Here is an 18658-nt window from a genome sequence, read left to right as displayed (position 1 = left end):
CCTAGTACTGCCCGAGGGCGAGGCCGCGGGCGAAGAACTTCTGCGTGAACAGGAAGAGGACCACTGTGGGCAGTGAGACGAGCAGGCCGCCCGCCAGGACCGTGGACATCTGCGCGCCGCCGTACGTGCTCTGCATCCCGGCGAGGCTGGTCACGATGGGCCGCACCGTGTCGGACTGGCTGAGGACCAGGCCGAGCAGGAAGTCGTTCCAGATGAAGGTGGCCTGCAGGATGAAGATCGCCACGAGCGCGCTCGACGCCATCGGGAGGTAGACGCGGGCGAAGATCCGCCAGGTCGAGGCGCCGTCGAGCACGGCCGCCTCGAAGACGGAGTGCGCGATGCCGGTGAAGAAGTTGCGCATCACGAACGCCGAGAACGGGATCGAGATGGCCGTGTAGACGACGATCATGCCGAGCCGGGAGTCGAACAGGCCGACGCGCGAGTAGGCGTCGAACAGCGGCAGGAGGATCATCTGGAGCGGGAACACGGTGCCGCCGAAGATCACGACGAACCAGGCGAAGCCGTGCCGCAGCCGGAGCGCGACGATCGCGAACCCGGCCGCCGCGCCCACGACCACCGCGATCGCGGGCGAGACGACCGCGTAGAGCAGGGTGCTCGCGGCGCTCTCGGCGAGCCCGGAGAGGCGCACCGCCTCGGCGATGTTGGCGAACAGGGAGAAGTCGTTCGGGATCCAGGACTCCTTGGAGGTGAACGACTCCGGGGACTTCGCGGCGTTGACGAGGAGCAGGTACACCGGCAGGAGCCAGAGCGCCCCGAGAACGGCCAGGACCGTGGTGCGGATGATGCGAGACATGGTCATACCCCGTGCTTGCTGGAGAGCTGCTGGCGCAGGTAGAGGATCGAGGCGGCGAGCGTCACCACGGTGAGGAACACCGCGATCGCCGAGCCGAGCCCGTACTCGCTGTTCACGAAGGTCTCCTTGTACATCGTGAGGGCGAGCGTCTCGGAGGCCCGGCCGGGCCCGCCTTTCGTCATGCCCTGCACGATGTCGAAGGTCTTCAGGCTCGCGACGATGGAGAGGCCGACGACGACCGCGGTGAGCGGGCGCAGCATGGGCCACAGGATGCTCCTGAACAGGCGCAGCCCGTTCGCGCCGTCGACGCGCGCGGCTTCCAAGGGCTCCTTGGGGATCGACTGGAGGCCGATCGTGAACAGGAGGGCGTTGACGCCGACGCCCTGCCACGCGGTCGCGAGGATCATCACGACCGTGTTGAGCGGGGCGTCGACGAGCCAGCGCGGCGTGTCCGCGATCCCGAAGGCGGCGAGCGCCTGGTCGAGCGCGCCGTCGCCGGAGAGGATGAACGACCAGATCACCCCGACCCCGATGCCCGACAGGGCGTACGGGATGAGGAAGGGCAGGCGCAGCCACGTGCCGCCCTTGAGGTTCCAGGTGAGCAGGGCGACCCCGAGGCCGATCCCCACGGGCACGAGGAGGGTGCCGCCGACCCACAGCAGCGTGTTGAGCACGGAGCCGATGAACCCGGGGTCGTCGAGCATCTCCAGGTAGTTCGCGAAGCCGACCCACTCGGGGTCGCCGAGGCCGTTGTACTCGGTGAGACTGAGGAACGTGGTCCACAGCAGCGGCAGGTAGAGCAGCACGGCCACGAGGATCACGCCGGGCGCGATGAACCCCGCGGCGGACCGGGCGAACGGGTCCTTGGAGCGCTTCAGGGTCGGGGTCTGGTCGGACGTCATGCGGTGCTTACCCCTGGTCTGCCCAGTAGGCGTCGGCTTCGGCCTGGATGGTCTCCAGGTACGGGAGCGGGTCGCCGGGGTTGGCGATGAACGCGCCGAACTGCTCGAGCGCGACGGTGAGGATCGGCGTGGGCGTGGCCTCGTAGTAGCGGTCGTAGCGTTCGTAGCCGTCGCCGGAGACGGTGGTGCCGAGCTCTTCGAGCATCGGGTCGGCCACGGTGGCCTGCGGGTTGAAGGCGACGTCGCCGCGGGCGGCGCTCCACGCGGTCTGCGCGTCGGGCGACATCCACCACTCGGAGTACTCGAGGCCGAGGGTCTTCTGGGAGGAGTTCTCGGCGACGCAGAGCGGCCCTGACTCGACGGCGACGGGGGTCGTGCCGAGGTCGGGGTTGACGGCGGGGATGACGAACATGTCGTAGTCCTGGCCGGAGACCATGCCTGCGCCGTCGAGGGAGCCGTTGAAGAACGACCCGAAGTTGATCATGGCGAAGTCGCCCTGCTTGAGGCCGACTGCCGGGTCGACGGTGCTGCCGGGGTCGGAGAACCAGCCCTTGTCCTGCTGGTCGCGCCAGGTCTCCATGATCTCCACGATGCGCGGGTCGGTGTACTCGACCTCGCCCGTGGCGAGTCCGTTGTAGAGCTCGGGGTCGGTGCCCGCGACGAGCTGCTGGAACCACGGGAAGGTGAACAGCGTGCTGGTCTGGTAGTAGGGCGTGATGCCTGCGCCGCTGAGCTTCTCGGCGGCGGCGTCGAGTTCGGCCCAGGTGGTGGGTTCGGCGATGCCCTGCTCGTCGAAGATGGTCTTGTTGTAGTACATGACCCAGTAGGCGACGTTCATCGGGACGCAGTACTGCTTGCCGTCGAAGGTGTAGGCGTCCTTGAGGTCCTCGCCGATCCAGCCTTCGTCGACGGCCTTCGTCCAGATGTCGGTGGTCTCGGCGACCAGGCCCTCGTCGACGAGTTCGGCCAGGGAGGGGCCGGTCTGCCAGGTGAAGAGGCCCGGGCTCTTGTCGGTCCGGAACGACTGCTTGATGAACGCGTCGTACTGGGCGGCGTCGGAGTAGCCGGTGGTGTTGAGGCTGATGTCGACATCAGTTTCGCTCTGGGCGTTGAGCTCGTCGAAGTCGGGCTCCCAGGCGGCCTTGTTGGTGTAGAAGTCGAGCGTGCCGGTGGTGGCGCCGTCGTCTTCCCCTCCGCCGCCGCACGAGGCGAGCAGCATGGAGGCGGCCGCGGCTGCGGCGATGACGGGGATCTTCCGTGATGGCATTGCGAACTCCTTTGTTCTGTAAGGGGGTGGGGTCGGGCGGTTCAGTGCTCTCCGGTGCGGGTGCCGCGGACCGAGGCTTTGACGGTGCCGAAGCGTTCGCTGCGGGAGCGGGCCGTGCGGCGGACGACGTAGGGGCCGACTGCGGCCGGGACGATGAACGTCTCGGCGTAGTGCACGGTGTAGGGCACGAAAGCGCCTGCGGGGCTGATGATCTCGACTTCGTCGCCTTCGACGAGGTTGAGGACGTTGACGGTGCCCTCGGTGTCGTGGGCGGCCTGGTCGGTGAACCAGTGGCGGCGGACCTCGATGTACTCGAGCTCGTGGAGGCCGGTGCGCTCCTCGACCACGTCGCCGGTGTCGGCGACGACTTCGACGGCGTTGACGAGGTTCTTCGCGGTCCACTCGGTGCCGCGTTCCCAGGCGAGGTTGTGCTCGCCGTGGTCGATGTGGACGGGCCGGGGGACGCCGTCGAGGCCGAGGCGGCCCCAGTCCCAGAGTTTGAAGGTGAAGATGAACGGGGTCGCGGAGATCTCCAGGACCATGGAGTTCGCCCCGGAGGAGTGGATGGTGCCCGCGGGGATGAGGAAGTGGTCGTGCTTCTTGGCGGGGAAGGCGTTCACGTACTCCTCGGCCGGGAACGGCTTCTCGCCGGTCTCGGCGGCGCGGAGGTCCGCGAGCATCGCGTCGCGGTCGACGCCGTCCTTCGTGCCGAGGTAGACCACGGCGTCGTCGCCCGCGTCGAGCATGTAGTACGACTCGTCCTGCGTGTACTGCATGCCGAAGGTCTGGTGGATGTAGTCGGTGAGCGGGTGGACCTGGAGGGAGAGGTTGCCGCCCTCCATGGTGTCGAGGAAGTCGAAGCGGATGGGGAACTCCGCGCCGAAGCGCGCGAAGGTGCGCTCGCCGAGGAGCGCCTTCGGCTGGGTGAGCACGAGGTCGAGGGACGGGATCTCGACGATCGCGCCGGTCGCGTCCTCCAGCAGGAGCGAGTTCTCCTCGGGCACGCAGTCGAAGCACCAGGCGTAGTTCGGCTGGGCCGGGTCGAGGTCGAGCTTGCGCTTCATCCACTGGCCGCCCCACACGCCGGGGTCGAAGAACGGGACGACGCGCAGCGGGGCCTTGGCGGCGTCGGCGAGTCCGGTCCGGAACGCGTCGCCGTCGATCATCCCTGGAGCGCGCGAGCCGGGCTCGGCGGCGCCGATCGCGTTGGCGTCCAGCACGAAGTCGAGGCGGTCGAACAGGGTCCGCTTGTGGCGGTCGGCCACGCGCCACTCGACGAAGAAGCCGCGCTTGTACTTGCGCAGGCGGTCCTCGCCGGGGTTCCCGGCGCGCCAGTTGGGGGCCCCGTTGCGCTGGCGGAGCTGGATTTCCCAGCGGGCCATGTCGGCGAGGACGATCGCGTACGGGGAGGTGAGGCGCCTGGCGACGAGGTCGGCGCCCCAGCCGAGGAGCACGGTGGGGCGGTCGGCGCCGTCGACTTCGACGGCGAGCTTCGCGAGCCGCTCTGCGTCGTAGAAGGCGTCCACTGTGGCGTGGGAGAGGACGCCGAAGACGCGGTCCTCGGTGAGGTTGTCGGCGAAGCGCGCCTCGATCTGCTCGATCGGGAGCGCGGCGGCCTCCTCGACGTCGACGATCTTCCAGTCCGGGAGGGCGTCGGCGATGAGCTTGGCGATCAGGGGGAGGTCCGCGCCGGGGTAGGCGTCGACGACGAGCCGCGGGGCGCGCTCGCCCGCTTTCGCGGCGGCCGCTTCGGCGGCGCGGACCCAGGCGTCCTGGCCGGTGAGCACGCGGGCGTCTGCCGGGAGCGGCACGGTGGGCCGCTTGTCGTACTGTCCAGTGGGGACGGTGGACACTGGTGCTCCTTCAGGGTCGTTCCGATGCCGCGAGGACGGCGAGGCCGCGCAGCACGGAGAGGTCGGGTCGGTCGGGGACGACGAATGCGGGCCGGTGGGAGCTGGTCCACAGGTGCTCGCGGACGTACGCCTCGATGGGGGCGGCGATCAGGGATCCGGCGCGCATGACGCCGCCGGAGAGGATCACCACGTCGGGGTCGTACGCGTGGCACAGGGACACCGCGGTGGCACCCCAGGCGCAGATCGCCCTGTCGCGCAAGGTGAGCGCGGCCTCGTCGTCGGCTTCGAACAGGTCCTTCACGTCGGTGACGGCGTCGCCGCGGATCTTGAGGTCGCGCCGCAGCGCCCAGGCTCCGGCGATGGACTCGGCGCAGCCGACGTTGCCGCAGTTGCACAGGCTCCCGGCCAGGTCCACCGTGAGGTGGCCGCCGAGGATGCCCGCATGGTCGTGGGCGCCCCTGAGGAGGGTCCCGTCGATGAGCGCGGCGGTGCCGATGCCGGTGCCGAGGGTCATGAGGACCGCGTCGCGGGCCCCGGCGGCGGAACCGGCGGCGGTCTCTCCGACGAGCGCGGCGCGGGCGTCGTTCTCGATCACCGCCGGGAGCCCGAAGGCTTCGCGGGCCCAGGCGACGAGGTCGAGCCCGTCGAGGCGCGGGTGCTTGTCGTGCGCTTTGACGAGGCGGCCGGCCTCGCGGTCGACGACGCCGGGGACGGCGATGCCGACGGCGTCCGGGCCCTCACCCTGCGGCGTGGCGAACGCGGCGGCGGCGATCATCTCGGCCGCCGCGTCCCGGGCCTGTTCGAGGTCGCCGGGGCCGGTGGGGACGGTCGCGGTGCGCACGGGTTCGCCCCGGTCGAGGATCCCGAGTTTGATCTCGGAACCGCCGAAGTCGATGCAGAGCTCCATCGCCCGCCTCCTTCCAGTCTCGCGGCCTTGCGGTTGGTAACGTTACCAACAACCGATCGGATTTGGCAAACACGCAGCTCAGCCGCGCTGAAACCTCAGGGATGGGCGACGGTGACGGGCAGTTCGACCGTGTTCGTCTTGTCCTCAGCCGTGCCCTCGAGACGCGCGAACAGCAGCGTCGCGGCCTCGCGGCCGAGCAGGCGCGCGTCGTGGTCGATGATCGTCACCGGCACCGGCATGAGCTCGGAGAGCTCGAAGTCGTCGAAGCTCACGATCGCCGGGCGCGGCCCGGGGACGCCGTCGCGGATGCGCCGCCCGATCTCGCGCAGCGCGCCGATCGTGTTGCGGTTGTTGGCGCTGAAGATCGCCGTCGGCGGCTCGGGGTGGTCGAGCATCGCCCGCGCGGCCCGGCTCGCCGCGTCCACGTCCTGCTGGTCCCGCGCGACGATCGACGGGTCGACCGCCGCCCCGCGCTCGGTCATCGCCTGCTCGTAGCCCCGGTACCGGCGCTCGCCGGTGAACACGGAACTCCGGTTGCCCAGGAACCCGATCCGGGTGTGCCCGGCGTCCAGCAGCGAGACCGTGCCCCGGTAGGCGCCGCCCACGTCGTCGAGGAGGACCGTGTCGGCGTCGAGGCCGGGGACGCGCCGCGAGGCGAGCACGAGCGGGACGTGCCCGAGCCGCTCCGGCTGCAGGTGCTCGGCGTCGCCGCTGGTCGGGACCAGGATGAGCCCGTCCACCTGGCGGCCGATGAAGTCGCTCACGAGCTGGCGCTCACGCCCGGCGTCCTCGCCGGTGTTGCCGAGGATGATGCGCCGCCCGTGCTCGGCGGCGACCTCCTCGACCCCGAGCGCGAAGTTCCCGTAGTACGGGTTGGCGAGGTTGGTGATCGCGACGCCGATGAGCCCGCTGGGCTGGCCGGGGCGCAGGCTCCGCGCGTTCTCGTTGCGGTAGTAGCCGAGCTCGCGCACGGCCGCCATCACCCGCTCCTGCAGGTCCGGCCGCACGTTGACGCCGCCCGCGAGCGTGCGGGACACCGTCATCGGGCTGACCCCCGCGCGCGTGGCGACCTCTTTGATCGTCGGCTGGCGCGCGCCCCGCGATGTCGACATGCCCGCCCTCCTCTGCGTCGGCGCCAATCCTATGCGAACCCCCGTCCGCCCGCCGGTCTAGAGTCGGGCGCTCCCCTACCGGAAGGCCGAACACCGTGCGCACCCTGAGCTCCTGAGGCGAGGCCGAGGACGACACCTACCGCGGCCGCCTCGTCGTGCGGCTCGGCGACACCGCGCATCTGTCTTCAAGCACCGCAGTATGAAGGGGCACAGCGCTTCGGGAGGGGTCCCGGGGCGTCGCGGATATTTTCGGGCACCGGCCTGCCGATCGGGCAAGCCGTACCTTCACCCCGAAAGGATGCACAGTGGACAGAAAGCGGAAGCACCTCGTCCGCATCGGCGCGGGCGTCGCCGCGGGCCTCGGCGCCGTGGCGCTCGTCTGGACCGGCGTCGCCGCCAACGCCGAGGAACCGGCGGCGGACGACTTCGAGACCAAGATCGTCGGCGGCGAACCCGCCGAAGAAGGCCAGTACCCCTCGCTCGTGGCCCTCGGCCACGCGGGCGCGGGCACCCCGTTCGAGCGCCAGTTCTGCGGCGGCACGGTCATCACCGAGACCGTCGTCCTCACCGCCGCGCACTGCCTCGAGGTCGTCGACTCCCCCGACGACCTCGTGGTCTTCTCCGGCTCGGTGGACCTCGACTCCGAGGACCTCGTCGAGACGACCGTGGCGGACTTCCACCTCGCGCACGACTACAACGAACCGGTCGACCTGGCCAACGACTGGGGGCTCATCCTCCTCGACGAGCCCGTCGACGCCGAGCCGATCGACGTGGGCACCGAGCCCGAGGAGTTCGACGTCCTCGAGACCGCCGGCTGGGGCAACCTGGGCGACGACACCTACCCGTCCGTCGCGCAGCGCCTCGAGGTCCCGTTCGTCGGCGACGACGACTGCGAGGCGGCCTACGGCGACGAGTTCGACGCGCAGACCATGCTCTGCGCGGGCGACCTCGAGAACGGCGGGATCGACTCGTGCGACGGCGACTCCGGCGGCCCGATCATGGCCGACAAGGACGGCGAGCTGATCCTCGTCGGCATCGTCAGCTGGGGCCACGGCTGCGCCGAAGCGGGCAACCCGGGCGTCTACGCCGAGGTCGCCGACTTCAACGGCGCGATCGACGACGTCCTGGAGGACTGGTCCTAACCGCATAGCGCATCGGGGCCGGGAGGGGCGACCTTCCCGGCCTCCCTCGCGCTCAAGCGCTCTCGGGGGACACGGGCGCGACGCAGATGCCCACGATCGCGTCGATGAGCCGCGTGGCCATGCCGTCCCAGTCCGCGCTGGCGGTCGGTTCGCCTTCGGCGAGCTGGCGTTCGCGCTCGGCGGGCATGTGGACGAGGAGGAGGCGCATCATGAGGCTGCGCTCGGCGCGGACCTCGGCGGGCATGTGCGGCATGCAGCGGTCGATCTCGCGGACCGTGCGCTGCAGCGGGGCCCACTCGCGCGCGTCCTTCGAGAGCAGTTCCCGGAAGCCCGGATCGGTCGCGGCCTGCTCCCGGAAGCGCGCGTACCAGGTGGGGTTGCCCAGCGCGGCAAGGTGATCGGTCATGGGCCGGACGAGGCAGCCGATCCAGTCGCGGAAGTCGTCGGAGTCGCCGACGCGCTCGACCGCGGCCTGGCGGCGGCGCTCGACTTCCGCGGAGTGCCGCTGGATCACGGCTTTGACGAGGCCTTCCTTGGACCCGAAGTGGTAGGCGACGGCGGTGTTGTTGCCCTGCCCGGCGGCCTCGCTCACCTTGCGGGCGGAGACCTCCAGTCCGTGCTCGGCGAACAGCCGCTCGGCGGCGTCGAGGAGGGCCTCCCTCGTCGCCTGGAGCTGCTCAGCGCGTCTCGTGCCGGTGGGCATCGCGGCGTCCTCCCTCAAGGTCTGTCTGTTCAACCACTATTCCACCCTACCTCATTTCATAAGTCAGTCACTTGACTTACTATCGACGGCATCGTCAGTTCTACGCAAGGAAACCGATGAACGCTGTCCAAGAAACGCCAGTTGCAGGCGGAAAACCACCGAATCCGAACGCGGTCGTCGCGGTGCTGGCCTTCGCGGGCATCACGGTCGCGCTCATGCAGACGCTGATCATCCCGCTGCTGCCAAGCCTGCCCGGGCTGCTCGGCGCCTCGCCCTCGAACACCTCGTGGGCCGTGACCGCGACGCTCCTCGCGGCGTCCGTGGCCACGCCCGTCATGGGGCGCCTCGGCGACATGTACGGCAAGCGGAAGATGCTCTTGGTGAGCCTCGGCCTGCTGACCGTGGGCTCGGTGGTCGTGGCGATGAGCGAGAGCCTCACCCCGATGATCGTCGGCCGCGCCCTGCAGGGCCTCGCCGCGGGCGTCATCCCGCTCGGCATCAGCATCATGCGCGACGAGCTCCCGAAGGACCGCCTGCCCGGGGCGATGGCGCTCATGAGCGCGTCCCTCGGCGTCGGCGGCGCGCTCGGCCTCCCGGCCGCCGCGTTCATGGCCGACAAGGTCGACTGGCACCTGCTGTTCTGGGCCGCGGCCGGGATCGGCGTCGTGTGCGTCGCGCTCGTGTCGTTCCTCGTCCCCGAGTCGAAGGTCCGCAGCGGCGGGCGCTTCGACCTCGTCGGCGCGCTCGGCCTCTCGGCCGGGCTCGTCGCGCTGCTGCTGGGCGTCTCCAAGGGCGCCGACTGGGGCTGGACCGACCCGCTGGCGATCGGCATGTTCGCCGCCGCCGTCGTGATCCTCCTGGCCTGGGGCCGGTTCGAGCTCAAGACCCGCGAACCGCTCGTGGACCTGCGGACCACCGCGCGCCGCCAGGTGCTGCTCACCGACCTCGCCGGAGTCGTGTTCGGCTTCGCCACGCTCGCGATCTCGCTCCTGCTGCCGCAGCTGCTCCAGCTCCCGGAGGCCACCGGGTACGGCATGGGCCAGTCGATGGTCGTCGTCGGCCTCGTCATGGCGCCCTCGGGCGTCGCGATGATGATCGCCGCGCCGTTCTCAGCCCGGATCACGAAGGCCAAGGGCCCCAAGACGACCCTCATGATCGGCTCGGTCGTCGTGGCCGCCGCGTACGCCCTCGGCATGTTCTTCATGGCCGAGATCTGGCAGCTCGTCCTCGTCGCCGCCCTCATCGGCGTCGGCATCGGCCTCGCCTACGGCGCCATGCCGACCCTGATCATGGACGCGACGCCGCCGTCCGAGACCGCCTCGGCCAACAGCCTGAACACGCTGATGCGCTCGATCGGCACCTCCTTCGCCAGCGCCGTCTCCGGCGTGATCCTGGCGAACATGACGACCGACTTCCACGGCGTGGCGGTGCCTTCGGAGGGCAGCTTCCAGCTGATCTTCGGCATCGCGGCGGCCGCCGCCGTCGGCGCGATGGTCGTGGCCGCGTTCCTGCCGCGCCGCATGCGCGCCCCGGAACCCGAGCCTCTGGTCCCGGTGGGCGCCGCCGCGTAGAAGACGGCGAACCGGCCCGGTCGCTCCGCGCGGCCGGGCCGGTTCGCGCCCTAGCATTGGTCCTGACCGGTTGCCTATGCGCCGCAAGGAGGGCCATGCAGACTTCGGAGGACTCCCGCGCCCGGTACGACGGGATGGCGGGCTGGTACGAGGAGTACAACGCGGCGGCCGCCGAGGCGAACCGGGACGCGCTGGTCGCACTGCTGGGCCCGGGCGAAGGGTGGTGCCTCGACCTGGGCTGCGGGACCGGGCACTACTTCGACGCGATCCGCGCGACCGGCCGCTCCGTGGTCGGCCTGGACAGGTCGGGCGACCAGCTGCGGCTCGCCGCCGGACGCGACCGCCATGTGGTCCAAGGGGACGCGTCCCATCTGCCATTCGCGGACGGGGTGTTCCCAACCGTCGTCTCACTGTTCGCTTCGACCGATGTGGACGACTGGCCGGGCGCGGCACGGGAGGCGGCGCGGGTCCTCATGCCGGGCGGGCTGTTCGTGTTCTTCGGCGTCCACCCCTGCTTCAACGGCCCGCACGTCGAGAACCGCGAGGACGGCGCCCGGATCGTCCACCCGACCTATCGGAAGGCCGGGCGGCACGAGTCGGCGCCGTGGTGGAAACGGGGCGGGGTCCGCGAGCGCGTCGGCATGCGCCACTTGCCGTTGCCTGAGCTGCTCAACGGCGTGCTCGACGCCGGGCTGATCCTGGAGCGGGTCGGCGAACCGCGCGACGAGCCGGTCCCCCACGTCCTGGCGTTGCGGGCCCGGCGCCCGGTCTAGTCCTTGGGGGCCAGCTGGATCTTGAGTGTTCGGGTCCAGCCGATCGTGGCGAGGGCGGCGAACCCGCCGTAGATGAGCATCCCGAGGATCACCGGCAGCGCCGTCCAGGACGAGTTCGCTGCCGCGACCACGAGCGCGTAGCAGGTGAAGGCGATCAGTGCGGCGGCGATGCCGCCGAAGGCGAGCAGGATCTGGATCTTGAAGATCCGGTGCCTGCCGGTGAGCTCGCGGACCGTGACGGCCGCGCGGTGGCCGATCGCAGCGTGCTGTCCGGTGAGGCCCGCGCGGGCGACGACGTGCGTCTCCAGGAGGCTCACCGAGCGGGACCGGACGAGGGCGGCGGCGACGAGGATCTGGTGGTGGGCGTGCATGAACCACAGTGGAGCGGCGCTGAAGGCGGCGACCCATTCGCCGCCGATGGGGCGCTGGCCGCCGAGGGCGATGATGGCGAGGCCGAGGTAGGTGACCTGGACGGCCACGAGCGCGAGGCGTTCGCCCGCGAGCGTGGAGAGCTTGTCGCGGTCGGTGGTGTACAGCGCGAGGAGCGCGTCCAGGTCGGCTGGTGGTTTGGCCGCCATGGGAGGGCCTTTCGGTAGGGGGTCTTCGCACTGTACTGCGCCCCAGCGACTTCGCGGTCCGGCGCTAGTCGAGGACGAGCCACTGGCGGCCGTCTCGGTGTTCGCGGACGATGTCGAGTTGCCCTGCGTGGCAGGCGGTCTCGGTGATGACGTGGAGCATGACCTCGCGCAGGTCGCGGAGGCGCCAGGGGCCGTAGCGGTCAGGCCACCAGGCGGGTCCGCTGGCGAGGGGGCGCTCGGCGACGGCCGCGTCGCCGAGTGCCGCTTCGCGGCGGTAGAGGTCGAAGACCTCGGTCGCGGTGAGTCCGGGCGGGGTGGTCCATGCGCCGCCGTCGACGGCGAACGAGTCGACGGCGGCGGGTTCGCCGCCCATGACGGCGCGGAACCAGAAGCGCTCGACGTCGAGGGCGAGGTGGTGGACGAGGTCGAGGCAGCTCCAGCCGGAGGGCGCGGCGGGCGCGCGGAGCGCTTCCTCGTCGAGGCCTTCGAGGATGCCGAGGATGTGGGTGCGCTGGATCTGCAGGCGGCGGGCGAGGGCCGCGCGGTCGGGTTCGGTGTGCATGGTCGCTCCTGTCTGCTCATGGTGCTGACGAGGCGCGGGGCGCGGATTCATCGGCCGGGCGGGGCCGGACTCCTTTGTTAGTCTTCTAGGCCGAACATTCAGGAGGGGCCATGTCCGCCGCCCGGCTTACGTCACGCGACATCCGCAGCGAATCGCGGCTCGTGGTCATGCGCGCGCTGCTCGCGGCGGGCGAGTCGACCCGCTCGGAGCTCGCCGAGGCCACCGGTTTGAGCCTGGGGACGGTCTCGACGATCGTCCAGGACCTGCTCAAGTACGGGATCGTCGTCGAGACGGGCCTGCTGGCGAAGACCGTGGGGAGGCCGACGACCGGGCTGCGGCTCAACGCCGACCGTGGCCGCGTCGTCGGGTTCTACCTGGAGGACCGGTACCTGGAGACGACCGTGTTCGACGCGTCGCTTGGCAGGCTCGCCACGGTCGAGGTGACCTCGGAGGAGCCGGTCGAGGACGCCGACGCCGTGATCGAGTGGATCCTCGACGCGCTCGACGCCGCGCTCGGCGAGGCGCGGGCGAGCCGCGACGACATCCTCGGGATCGGCATCCTGCTGCCGGGCGGCATGCAGCGCCCGGTGAAGGCCGAGACGGTGCCGAGCGCGATCTGGCTGCACCTCGACCGCCTGCGCGACAGCCTCGGCCTGCCGATCGTGGTCGACAACCCGCTCAAGGCGATCGCGACGGCGGAGCTGTGGCTCGGCGCCGGACGGCGCTCGGCGAACGTGGTCGCCGTGAGCCTAGGCATCGGCGTGGGCGCGGGCATCATCCAGGACGGTGCGGTCGTGCGCGGCGCGACGGACGCGGCGGGCGAGTGGGGCCACAGCCTCCTCGCCTTCGAAGGGCGGCTGTGCCAGTGCGGCCGTAGGGGATGCGTCGAGGCATACGTCGGCGTCCCGGGGGTTCAGCAGACGCTCGCGGATACCGCGCCCGGCCATCCGCTCACCGCGATGCCCCCCGATTTCGACTTCATCGCCGCGCTCAGCGAGGCGTTCACGGCGGGCGACCCGGACGCCGTCGCGGCGGTCGAGCGCACCGCCGAATTCCTCGGCGCCGCGCTCACCGACCTGGTCGCGCTGCTCAACCCCGAGGTCATCGCCCTGACCGGGTGGGACTCGGCGGCGGCCTGGCGCGAACGCGTCCTGTCGATCGTGCGGCGCCGCGTGCTCGACGACGCCCCCGGCGACGCAGCGGTGGACCTCAGCATCGAAGGCTCCGGCACGTGCGGGATGGACGGCATCGCCGCCATCGCGTACGAACGGTTCATGCGCGACATCGGCCTGGTCACCACCCGGGTGCTCCCGGCGCTTTAGACAGTCCTCAGTGGAGGATGCGGTACACGACGTGCGTCACGCCCGTCGCGGCCCGCACACTCACCTGCTCCATGCGCAGCGGCGGAACGCCCTCGAACAGGCGCGTGCCCGCGCCGATCGTGATCGGGACGATGTGGAGCCGCAGCTCGTCGATGAGCCCGGCCGCGAGGTACTGATTCACCGTGGTCGCGCCGCCCATGACCGCGATCTCGCCGTCGCCCGCCGCCTCCCGGGCCTGGGCCAGCGCCGACTCGATCCCGTCGGTGACGAACGTGTAGGTCGTGCCGCCTTCCATCGGCTGCGGCTCGCGCGCGTGGTGGGTCAGGACGAAGACCGGCGCGTGGTAGGGCGGGTTGTCGCCCCACCAGCCGTTCCACTCGCGGTCCCATTCACCCCGGACCGGGCCGAACATGTTGCGGCCCATGATGAACGCCTTCGCTGCGGTCATCTGGGCGATCTCTTCGGGGTTCTCCTGGGGGGTCGCGAACATCCAGGCGTGCAGCCGCTCGCCGGTGCCTTCGCTGCCGTCGTCGCCGAACGGCCGCTCCTCGGTCTGGTTCAGTCCGGCCGAGTACCCGTCGGCGGAGATCGAGATCCCGCAGACCACCTTGCCCATGTGCGCCTCCTCGTCGAGTGCCGCTGTCGCGTGGAGGTCCAGCATCCCATTCAGCGGGGCAGGACGCCGCGCCCGTCGCGGACCTCGAAGACCAGCTGGGTCTCGGTCTGGCGGACCACGGCGTGTGCGGTGACGTGCTCGAGGATGAGGTCCCGCAGGGCCTCGGGACCGGCTACCGCCACGTGGAGCAGGAAGTCGTCGTCGCCGCCGACGTGGAAGACGGTCATCACCCCTGGCAGCTCCACGAGCCGGTCGTAGAGGTTGTGAACATGTTCGCGGCTGTGACTTCCCAAGCGCACCTTGATGATCGCGTGGAGCGGGCGGCCGAAGGCCTCGGGGTCGAGACGCGCGGCGATCCCGGTGAGCACGCCGGACTCGCGCAGTGCGCGGAGGCGGTAGGCGCAGGTGGACTCGGCGACGCCCGCGCGGGCCGCGAGCGCGGCGTTCGTCATGCGGCCGTCCTCGACGAGCGCCGCGAGGATCGCGAGGTCGGTGCCGTCGAGCGGCACCGGTTGCGTTTTCTTCGAACGGTCGTCCGTCATGCCTGCTCTTTTCGGAGAATCTTCACGGATATCCGCGATCGACGCGGGTTTCCGCAGCATGTATTGCTTGTTCTTGTGGTTCAGCCTACATTCTGGGCATGATCTCGTCACGGCTGCAATTCGAATCGCACTTCGACACGGTCGCGGTCCACGCGGGCCGCGAGGACCTGGCGGAGCTCGGGGTGCACGCGCTCCCCATCGACCTGTCCTCGACCAGCCCGCTGCCGGGCATCGAGGAGGGCGGGCTCTCCTACGAGGCCATGGCGAACGGCGGGAGGCCGACGCCCGAGGGCGGGTCGGTGTACGCGCGGCTGTGGAACCCGACTGTGGCACGGTTCGAATCGGCGCTGGCGCGGCTGGAGCACGCGGAGGCGGCGGTGGCGTTCTCCTCGGGCATGGCCGCGATGACCGCCGCGATCCTCGCGGGCGGGACCGGGCGGCACATCGTGGCGGTCCGGCCGCTGTACGGCGGCACCGACCATCTGCTCTCGTCGGGTCTGCTGGGCACGGAGACCACGTTCTGCGAGGCGGGTGCGGTCGCGGGCGCGATACGGTCCGACACGGCGATGGTGGTCCTGGAGACCCCGGCGAACCCGACGCTCGAACTGGTCGACATCCGCGCGGTCGTCGAAGCGGCCCAAGGGGTTCCGGTGCTCGTCGACAACACGTTCGCCACCCCGGTGCTGCAGAACCCGGTCGACTTCGGGGCCGCGATGGTCCTGCACAGCGCCACGAAGTACCTCGGCGGGCACGGCGACGTGGTCGCCGGGGTCATCGCCTGCAGCGAGGAGACGGCGGCCGCGCTGCGGCGGGTGCGGGCCGTGACGGGCGGGCTGCTCCACCCGCTCGGCGCCTACCTGCTCCACAGGGGACTGACCACGCTGCCGATCCGGGTGCGGGCGCAGCAGGAGGGCGCGCAGCGGGTCGCCGCCTGGCTCGAACGCCACCCGGGCGTCGCCCGCGTCCACTACCCAGGCGCGGACGGCGACCCGAAGGGCCTGCTCGGACGGCAGATGCGCGGCCCGGGCGCGATGATCGCGGTCGACCTGCGCGGCGGCTTCGCGCAGGCCGCGCACGTGACGTCCGCGGTGCGGCTGTTCACGCACGCGGTCTCGCTCGGCGGCGTGGACTCGCTCATCCAGCACCCGGCCGCGCTGACGCACCGGCCGGTGACGGCGGAGGCGAAACCGGCCGACAGCCTGGTGCGGCTCTCGATCGGCCTGGAGGCCCCGGAGGACCTGATCGCCGATCTCGACCAGGCCCTCGCCACTCGTTCGGGTGACAATTCCGCGGAGGACCCCCGATTGGCCGATTTCTTGTCGGACCCGGGCGGGACGGTTGCGGCGGCCCCTTCTTTCTTTCCCCTCTAGTGGTGGGTGGGGGTTTGTGGATGGCCGATTGCGGGACTCGTCCCAGCCGTCGGCCACCAGCGATCGGTCGCTGGTCGCCTGATCAGCTGAGGTCGTTCGCGCAGCGCAGCGCCGCCGCGTAGGCGGCCGGGTCGCCGGTGGACGCGTGGACTCGGATTTGCGCCGACTCCCCCGCCCTGAGCGTCAGCATCCCCTGCTCGGCGCGGGCGGCCGGGTCGACCTTGTCCGCGTGGCAGAACAGGTCCCGTACGAGCGAAGTCGCGGTCACGTGCAGCACGCAGCCGCCGTCGACCGCCTCTGCCTCCACGGTGAACGGGCGCGGGTCCAGCTCCTGATCGATCACCTCGGCCCCGAAGTAGAACGCGGCGGCGAAGCCGTCGCCTTCCGCGCGGACGAACTCGGCTGCCGGGTCGCCGAACGCCGCCACCTCGGCCGGGACCGCGACCGAAGCGCCGTCGCGCACGCCGGCCTCCAGCTCGACTACGCCCTTGGCGAGCACCGTCCCGTCGAAGGCCTCGCGCGTCACCGTGAACGAACCCGCGTAAGCCTCGCCGGTGTCGTTGACCAGGATCAGGTTCAGCTCGTCGAACTCGGGCTTCACGCCCTCCCAGGCGCTCTCGCGGCTCGCCGCTGAGGGCCGCTTCTGGAGCGTCGCCAGGCGCGGCGCGTACGCGTCGCGCAGCGCGTGCCACAGCGGCTTGCGGTGCCCCGCGAAGTCGACCGCCGCCCACGACACGACCGGCCAGTTGTCGTTGAGCTGCCACAGGATCGTGCCCGTGTTGTGCGGCGTCAGCGACCGGAAGTGCTCGACACCGAAACGGATCGCGTGCGCCTGGTTGAGCTGCGTCGTCCAGTGCCAGTCCTCGATGGACTGCGGGTCGGGCAGGTGGCCCTGCCAGCCGCGCTCCAGCTTCGCGTTGCCGAGGTTCGCCTTCTGGTGCACCAGCATCTCGTGCCCGAACGGGTCGAGCGGCTCGTCGTGCACGACCGACACGAGTGTCGACCACGCGGGCGGGGCCTGGAACCCGAACTCGGACACGAAGCGCGGCAGGTAGTCCGCGTAGACCTTGTAGTCCACCCGGTTCCACACGTCCCAGACGTGCATCGTCCCGTACCGCTCGTCGTTCGGGTGCCGGTAGTCGCCGTACGAGAACGGGCTCGCGGGCGAGTACGGGCGCGTCGGGTCCAGCTCGGCGCAGATCTCCGGCAGCAGCCCGGAGTAGTACGCGTCGCCCCAGCCGCGCCCGCCGAGGCGGTGCGCCCAGGACCAGTCGACCGACCCCCACGTGTTCTCGTTGTTGCCGTTCCACAGGACGAGCGAGGGGTGCGGGCTCAGCCTGGTCACGTTCTCGCGCACCTCGGCCTCGATCTCGGCCCGAAGCGGGTCCTCCTCGCTGTATGCGGCGCAGGCGAACAGGAAGTCCTGCCACATCAGCAGGCCGTGCTCGTCGGCGAGGTCGTACAGGTCGTCGGACTCGTAGATCCCGCCGCCCCACACCCGCAGCAGGTTGATGTTCGCCTCGAGCGCGTCGGCCACCCGCAGCGCGTACCGGTCGCGGTCGATCTCGGTGAGGAACGCGTGGTCGGGGATCCAGTTCGCGCCCCGCACGAGGACGCGTTCGCCGTTGACCTTCAACAGGAACGGCGCGCCCGCCGCGTCCGGCTCGGTGTCGAGCTCCACGGTGCGGAACCCGACCCGGCCGCTCCAGACCGCGTCGCCGGCGGTCACCTCGACGCCGTACAGCGACTGCCCGCCGTAGCCGACCGGCCACCAGAGTTCGACCTCCGGGACGCGCACTTCGATTGCGGCCGAGTCAGTCCCGACTACAGTGCTCTGCGTCCAGACCTCTCCCCCGGGCCCGAACACGTTGATGCGCACCTCGACCGGCTCGTCAGTGTCGCGCTCTAGGTCCACATGGGCCGTCAGCACGCCTTCATCTCCCGCCACGTCGACGAGCGGGCGCACGGCCGCCACGCGCACGCCCGACCAGGATTCGAGCCCGATCGGCTTCCAGATCCCGGCGCCCGCCACGTCGACGCCCCAGTCCCACCCGAAGGAGCAGGCCATCTTCCGCAGCTGGTTGTAGTCGTGGTGGTTCGTGCGCGGCAGCGCCCCGTCGCGCTCGGCGCGGGCCGCCGCCTCCAGAACCGGTGCCGCGAACTCCACAGTGAGCGTGTTCGTGCCCTCGCGCAGCGCCGACCGGACGTCCCAGCGGTAGGAGCGGTGCTGGTTCTCGGTGCGGCCGATCTCGATCCCGTTGAGCGACACGACCGCGACGGTGTCCAGGCCGTACGCGACCAGGTCGTGGCGATCCGAGCCGTCGTCGCTCCAGTCGAACTCGGTGCCGAACCGCCAGGAGGTGTCGCCGATCCACTGCTGCGCGGCCTCGTTGTCGCCGTCGAACGGGTCCTCGATCAGCCCGGCCCGGACCAGGTCAAGGTGGGCTTCACCGGGGACGACGGCCGGGATGCCCTCAGCGAGCGGCGCGGCCAGCGCCTCGGGTGCGCCGGGTGCGAGGCCGGCGGCGGTGAGCGTCCATCCCTCATGGAGGGCGCGGAAGCGGGGCGGGTGGGTCACGGGGACTCCTCATTGTCGATGGGTCAGGCGTGAGGGATGGGTTCGT

The 18658-nt window shown here is 70.8% G+C and carries 17 protein-coding genes; 5 read left to right on the top strand and 12 right to left on the bottom strand.

The features are described from left to right. Position 1: 1 nt before the first annotated feature. The 6 genes from ACGGCP_RS14390 to ACGGCP_RS14365 all read right to left on the bottom strand — a co-directional run bounded on the left by ACGGCP_RS14390 (position 2) and on the right by ACGGCP_RS14365 (position 6855). Complete coding sequence (locus ACGGCP_RS14390) at positions 2 to 814, bottom strand: carbohydrate ABC transporter permease (RefSeq protein ID WP_392966325.1); 813 nt, start codon at positions 812 to 814, stop codon at positions 2 to 4. 2 nt (positions 815 to 816) lie between these two features. Beyond that, entirely contained in the window at positions 817 to 1716 is a 900-nt protein-coding gene (locus tag ACGGCP_RS14385) for a carbohydrate ABC transporter permease (RefSeq protein WP_392965935.1), read from the bottom strand. 7 nt (positions 1717 to 1723) lie between these two features. After that, on the bottom strand, positions 1724 to 2983 hold the full coding sequence (locus ACGGCP_RS14380) for an ABC transporter substrate-binding protein (protein WP_392965932.1): 1260 nt from the start codon (positions 2981 to 2983) through the stop codon (positions 1724 to 1726). A 41-nt stretch (positions 2984 to 3024) separates the two neighbouring features. After that, the gene (locus ACGGCP_RS14375) at positions 3025 to 4836 is read right to left on the bottom strand and encodes a class I mannose-6-phosphate isomerase (protein ID WP_392965930.1); all 1812 of its coding nucleotides are present in this window, start codon (positions 4834 to 4836) and stop codon (positions 3025 to 3027) included. Between the two features lie 10 nt (positions 4837 to 4846). After that, a complete protein-coding gene (locus ACGGCP_RS14370) occupies positions 4847 to 5743 on the bottom strand; it encodes an ROK family protein (protein WP_392965928.1) in 897 nt (298 codons plus the stop codon). 95 nt (positions 5744 to 5838) lie between these two features. Further along, positions 5839 to 6855: a LacI family DNA-binding transcriptional regulator gene (locus tag ACGGCP_RS14365; RefSeq protein ID WP_392965926.1), complete on the bottom strand. Its 1017-nt coding sequence runs from the start codon at positions 6853 to 6855 to the stop codon at positions 5839 to 5841. Between the two features lie 305 nt (positions 6856 to 7160). Between ACGGCP_RS14365 and ACGGCP_RS14360 the strand changes: the two genes are divergently transcribed. Beyond that, the gene (locus tag ACGGCP_RS14360; protein ID WP_392965924.1) at positions 7161 to 7997 is read left to right on the top strand and encodes a S1 family peptidase; all 837 of its coding nucleotides are present in this window, start codon (positions 7161 to 7163) and stop codon (positions 7995 to 7997) included. A 52-nt stretch (positions 7998 to 8049) separates the two neighbouring features. On the opposite strand, the gene ACGGCP_RS14355 is transcribed toward ACGGCP_RS14360, so the two are convergent. Further along, the gene (locus tag ACGGCP_RS14355) at positions 8050 to 8733 is read right to left on the bottom strand and encodes a TetR/AcrR family transcriptional regulator (protein ID WP_392965921.1); all 684 of its coding nucleotides are present in this window, start codon (positions 8731 to 8733) and stop codon (positions 8050 to 8052) included. 83 nt (positions 8734 to 8816) lie between these two features. On the opposite strand from ACGGCP_RS14355, the gene ACGGCP_RS14350 reads away from it, so the two are divergent. Next, on the top strand, positions 8817 to 10271 hold the full coding sequence (locus ACGGCP_RS14350; protein WP_392965919.1) for an MFS transporter: 1455 nt from the start codon (positions 8817 to 8819) through the stop codon (positions 10269 to 10271). 95 nt (positions 10272 to 10366) lie between these two features. Further along, positions 10367 to 11044, top strand: coding sequence for a class I SAM-dependent methyltransferase (locus tag ACGGCP_RS14345; RefSeq protein WP_392965917.1), 678 nt, complete (start codon positions 10367 to 10369; stop codon positions 11042 to 11044). Here the strand turns inward: ACGGCP_RS14345 and ACGGCP_RS14340 are convergent. Then, positions 11041 to 11622 (bottom strand): hypothetical protein, encoded by a 582-nt coding sequence (locus ACGGCP_RS14340; RefSeq protein WP_392965915.1) that lies wholly within the window; start codon positions 11620 to 11622, stop codon positions 11041 to 11043. The genes ACGGCP_RS14345 and ACGGCP_RS14340 overlap by 4 nt on opposite strands. Before the next feature lie 64 nt (positions 11623 to 11686). Further along, positions 11687 to 12184 (bottom strand): DUF664 domain-containing protein, encoded by a 498-nt coding sequence (locus ACGGCP_RS14335; protein ID WP_392965913.1) that lies wholly within the window; start codon positions 12182 to 12184, stop codon positions 11687 to 11689. 110 nt (positions 12185 to 12294) lie between these two features. On the opposite strand from ACGGCP_RS14335, the gene ACGGCP_RS14330 reads away from it, so the two are divergent. After that, positions 12295 to 13506, top strand: coding sequence for an ROK family transcriptional regulator (locus ACGGCP_RS14330; protein WP_392965910.1), 1212 nt, complete (start codon positions 12295 to 12297; stop codon positions 13504 to 13506). A gap of 7 nt (positions 13507 to 13513) precedes the next feature. On the opposite strand, the gene ACGGCP_RS14325 is transcribed toward ACGGCP_RS14330, so the two are convergent. Both ACGGCP_RS14325 and ACGGCP_RS14320 read right to left on the bottom strand, forming a co-directional pair. Continuing rightward, on the bottom strand, positions 13514 to 14122 hold the full coding sequence (locus ACGGCP_RS14325; protein WP_392966322.1) for a dihydrofolate reductase family protein: 609 nt from the start codon (positions 14120 to 14122) through the stop codon (positions 13514 to 13516). Positions 14123 to 14172: 50 nt separating this feature from the next. Beyond that, positions 14173 to 14664: an Lrp/AsnC family transcriptional regulator gene (locus ACGGCP_RS14320; protein WP_392965907.1), complete on the bottom strand. Its 492-nt coding sequence runs from the start codon at positions 14662 to 14664 to the stop codon at positions 14173 to 14175. A 98-nt stretch (positions 14665 to 14762) separates the two neighbouring features. On the opposite strand from ACGGCP_RS14320, the gene ACGGCP_RS14315 reads away from it, so the two are divergent. After that, a complete protein-coding gene (locus ACGGCP_RS14315; RefSeq protein ID WP_392965904.1) occupies positions 14763 to 16034 on the top strand; it encodes a trans-sulfuration enzyme family protein in 1272 nt (423 codons plus the stop codon). Positions 16035 to 16116: 82 nt separating this feature from the next. Here the strand turns inward: ACGGCP_RS14315 and ACGGCP_RS14310 are convergent, their stop codons facing one another. Beyond that, on the bottom strand, positions 16117 to 18612 hold the full coding sequence (locus ACGGCP_RS14310; RefSeq protein WP_392965901.1) for a glycoside hydrolase family 2 protein: 2496 nt from the start codon (positions 18610 to 18612) through the stop codon (positions 16117 to 16119). Positions 18613 to 18658: the final 46 nt, after the last annotated feature.

Origin of the sequence: Glycomyces sp. NPDC048151 (assembly GCF_043202775.1) — a bacterium.
In the GTDB taxonomy this organism is placed as follows: domain Bacteria; phylum Actinomycetota; class Actinomycetes; order Mycobacteriales; family Micromonosporaceae; genus Glycomyces.
Note: the sequence above shows the minus strand (reverse complement) of the source record. Positions and strands in the feature narration are given on the sequence as shown.

Bases quoted from the DNA above. Each gene is read 5' to 3' on its own strand.
- ACGGCP_RS14350 (WP_392965919.1), top strand. From the start codon at position 8,817: ATGAACGCTGTCCAAGAAACGCCAGTTGCAGGCGGAAAACCACCGAAT.
- ACGGCP_RS14385 (WP_392965935.1), bottom strand. From the start codon at position 1,716: ATGACGTCCGACCAGACCCCGACCCTGAAGCGCTCCAAGGACCCGTTC.
- ACGGCP_RS14320 (WP_392965907.1), bottom strand. From the start codon at position 14,664: ATGACGGACGACCGTTCGAAGAAAACGCAACCGGTGCCGCTCGACGGC.
- ACGGCP_RS14325 (WP_392966322.1), bottom strand. From the start codon at position 14,122: ATGGGCAAGGTGGTCTGCGGGATCTCGATCTCCGCCGACGGGTACTCG.
- ACGGCP_RS14345 (WP_392965917.1), top strand. From the start codon at position 10,367: ATGCAGACTTCGGAGGACTCCCGCGCCCGGTACGACGGGATGGCGGGC.
- ACGGCP_RS14315 (WP_392965904.1), top strand. From the start codon at position 14,763: ATGATCTCGTCACGGCTGCAATTCGAATCGCACTTCGACACGGTCGCG.
- ACGGCP_RS14365 (WP_392965926.1), bottom strand. From the start codon at position 6,855: ATGTCGACATCGCGGGGCGCGCGCCAGCCGACGATCAAAGAGGTCGCC.
- ACGGCP_RS14370 (WP_392965928.1), bottom strand. From the start codon at position 5,743: ATGGAGCTCTGCATCGACTTCGGCGGTTCCGAGATCAAACTCGGGATC.
- ACGGCP_RS14330 (WP_392965910.1), top strand. From the start codon at position 12,295: ATGTCCGCCGCCCGGCTTACGTCACGCGACATCCGCAGCGAATCGCGG.
- ACGGCP_RS14340 (WP_392965915.1), bottom strand. From the start codon at position 11,622: ATGGCGGCCAAACCACCAGCCGACCTGGACGCGCTCCTCGCGCTGTAC.
- ACGGCP_RS14335 (WP_392965913.1), bottom strand. From the start codon at position 12,184: ATGCACACCGAACCCGACCGCGCGGCCCTCGCCCGCCGCCTGCAGATC.
- ACGGCP_RS14380 (WP_392965932.1), bottom strand. From the start codon at position 2,983: ATGCCATCACGGAAGATCCCCGTCATCGCCGCAGCCGCGGCCGCCTCC.
- ACGGCP_RS14390 (WP_392966325.1), bottom strand. From the start codon at position 814: ATGTCTCGCATCATCCGCACCACGGTCCTGGCCGTTCTCGGGGCGCTC.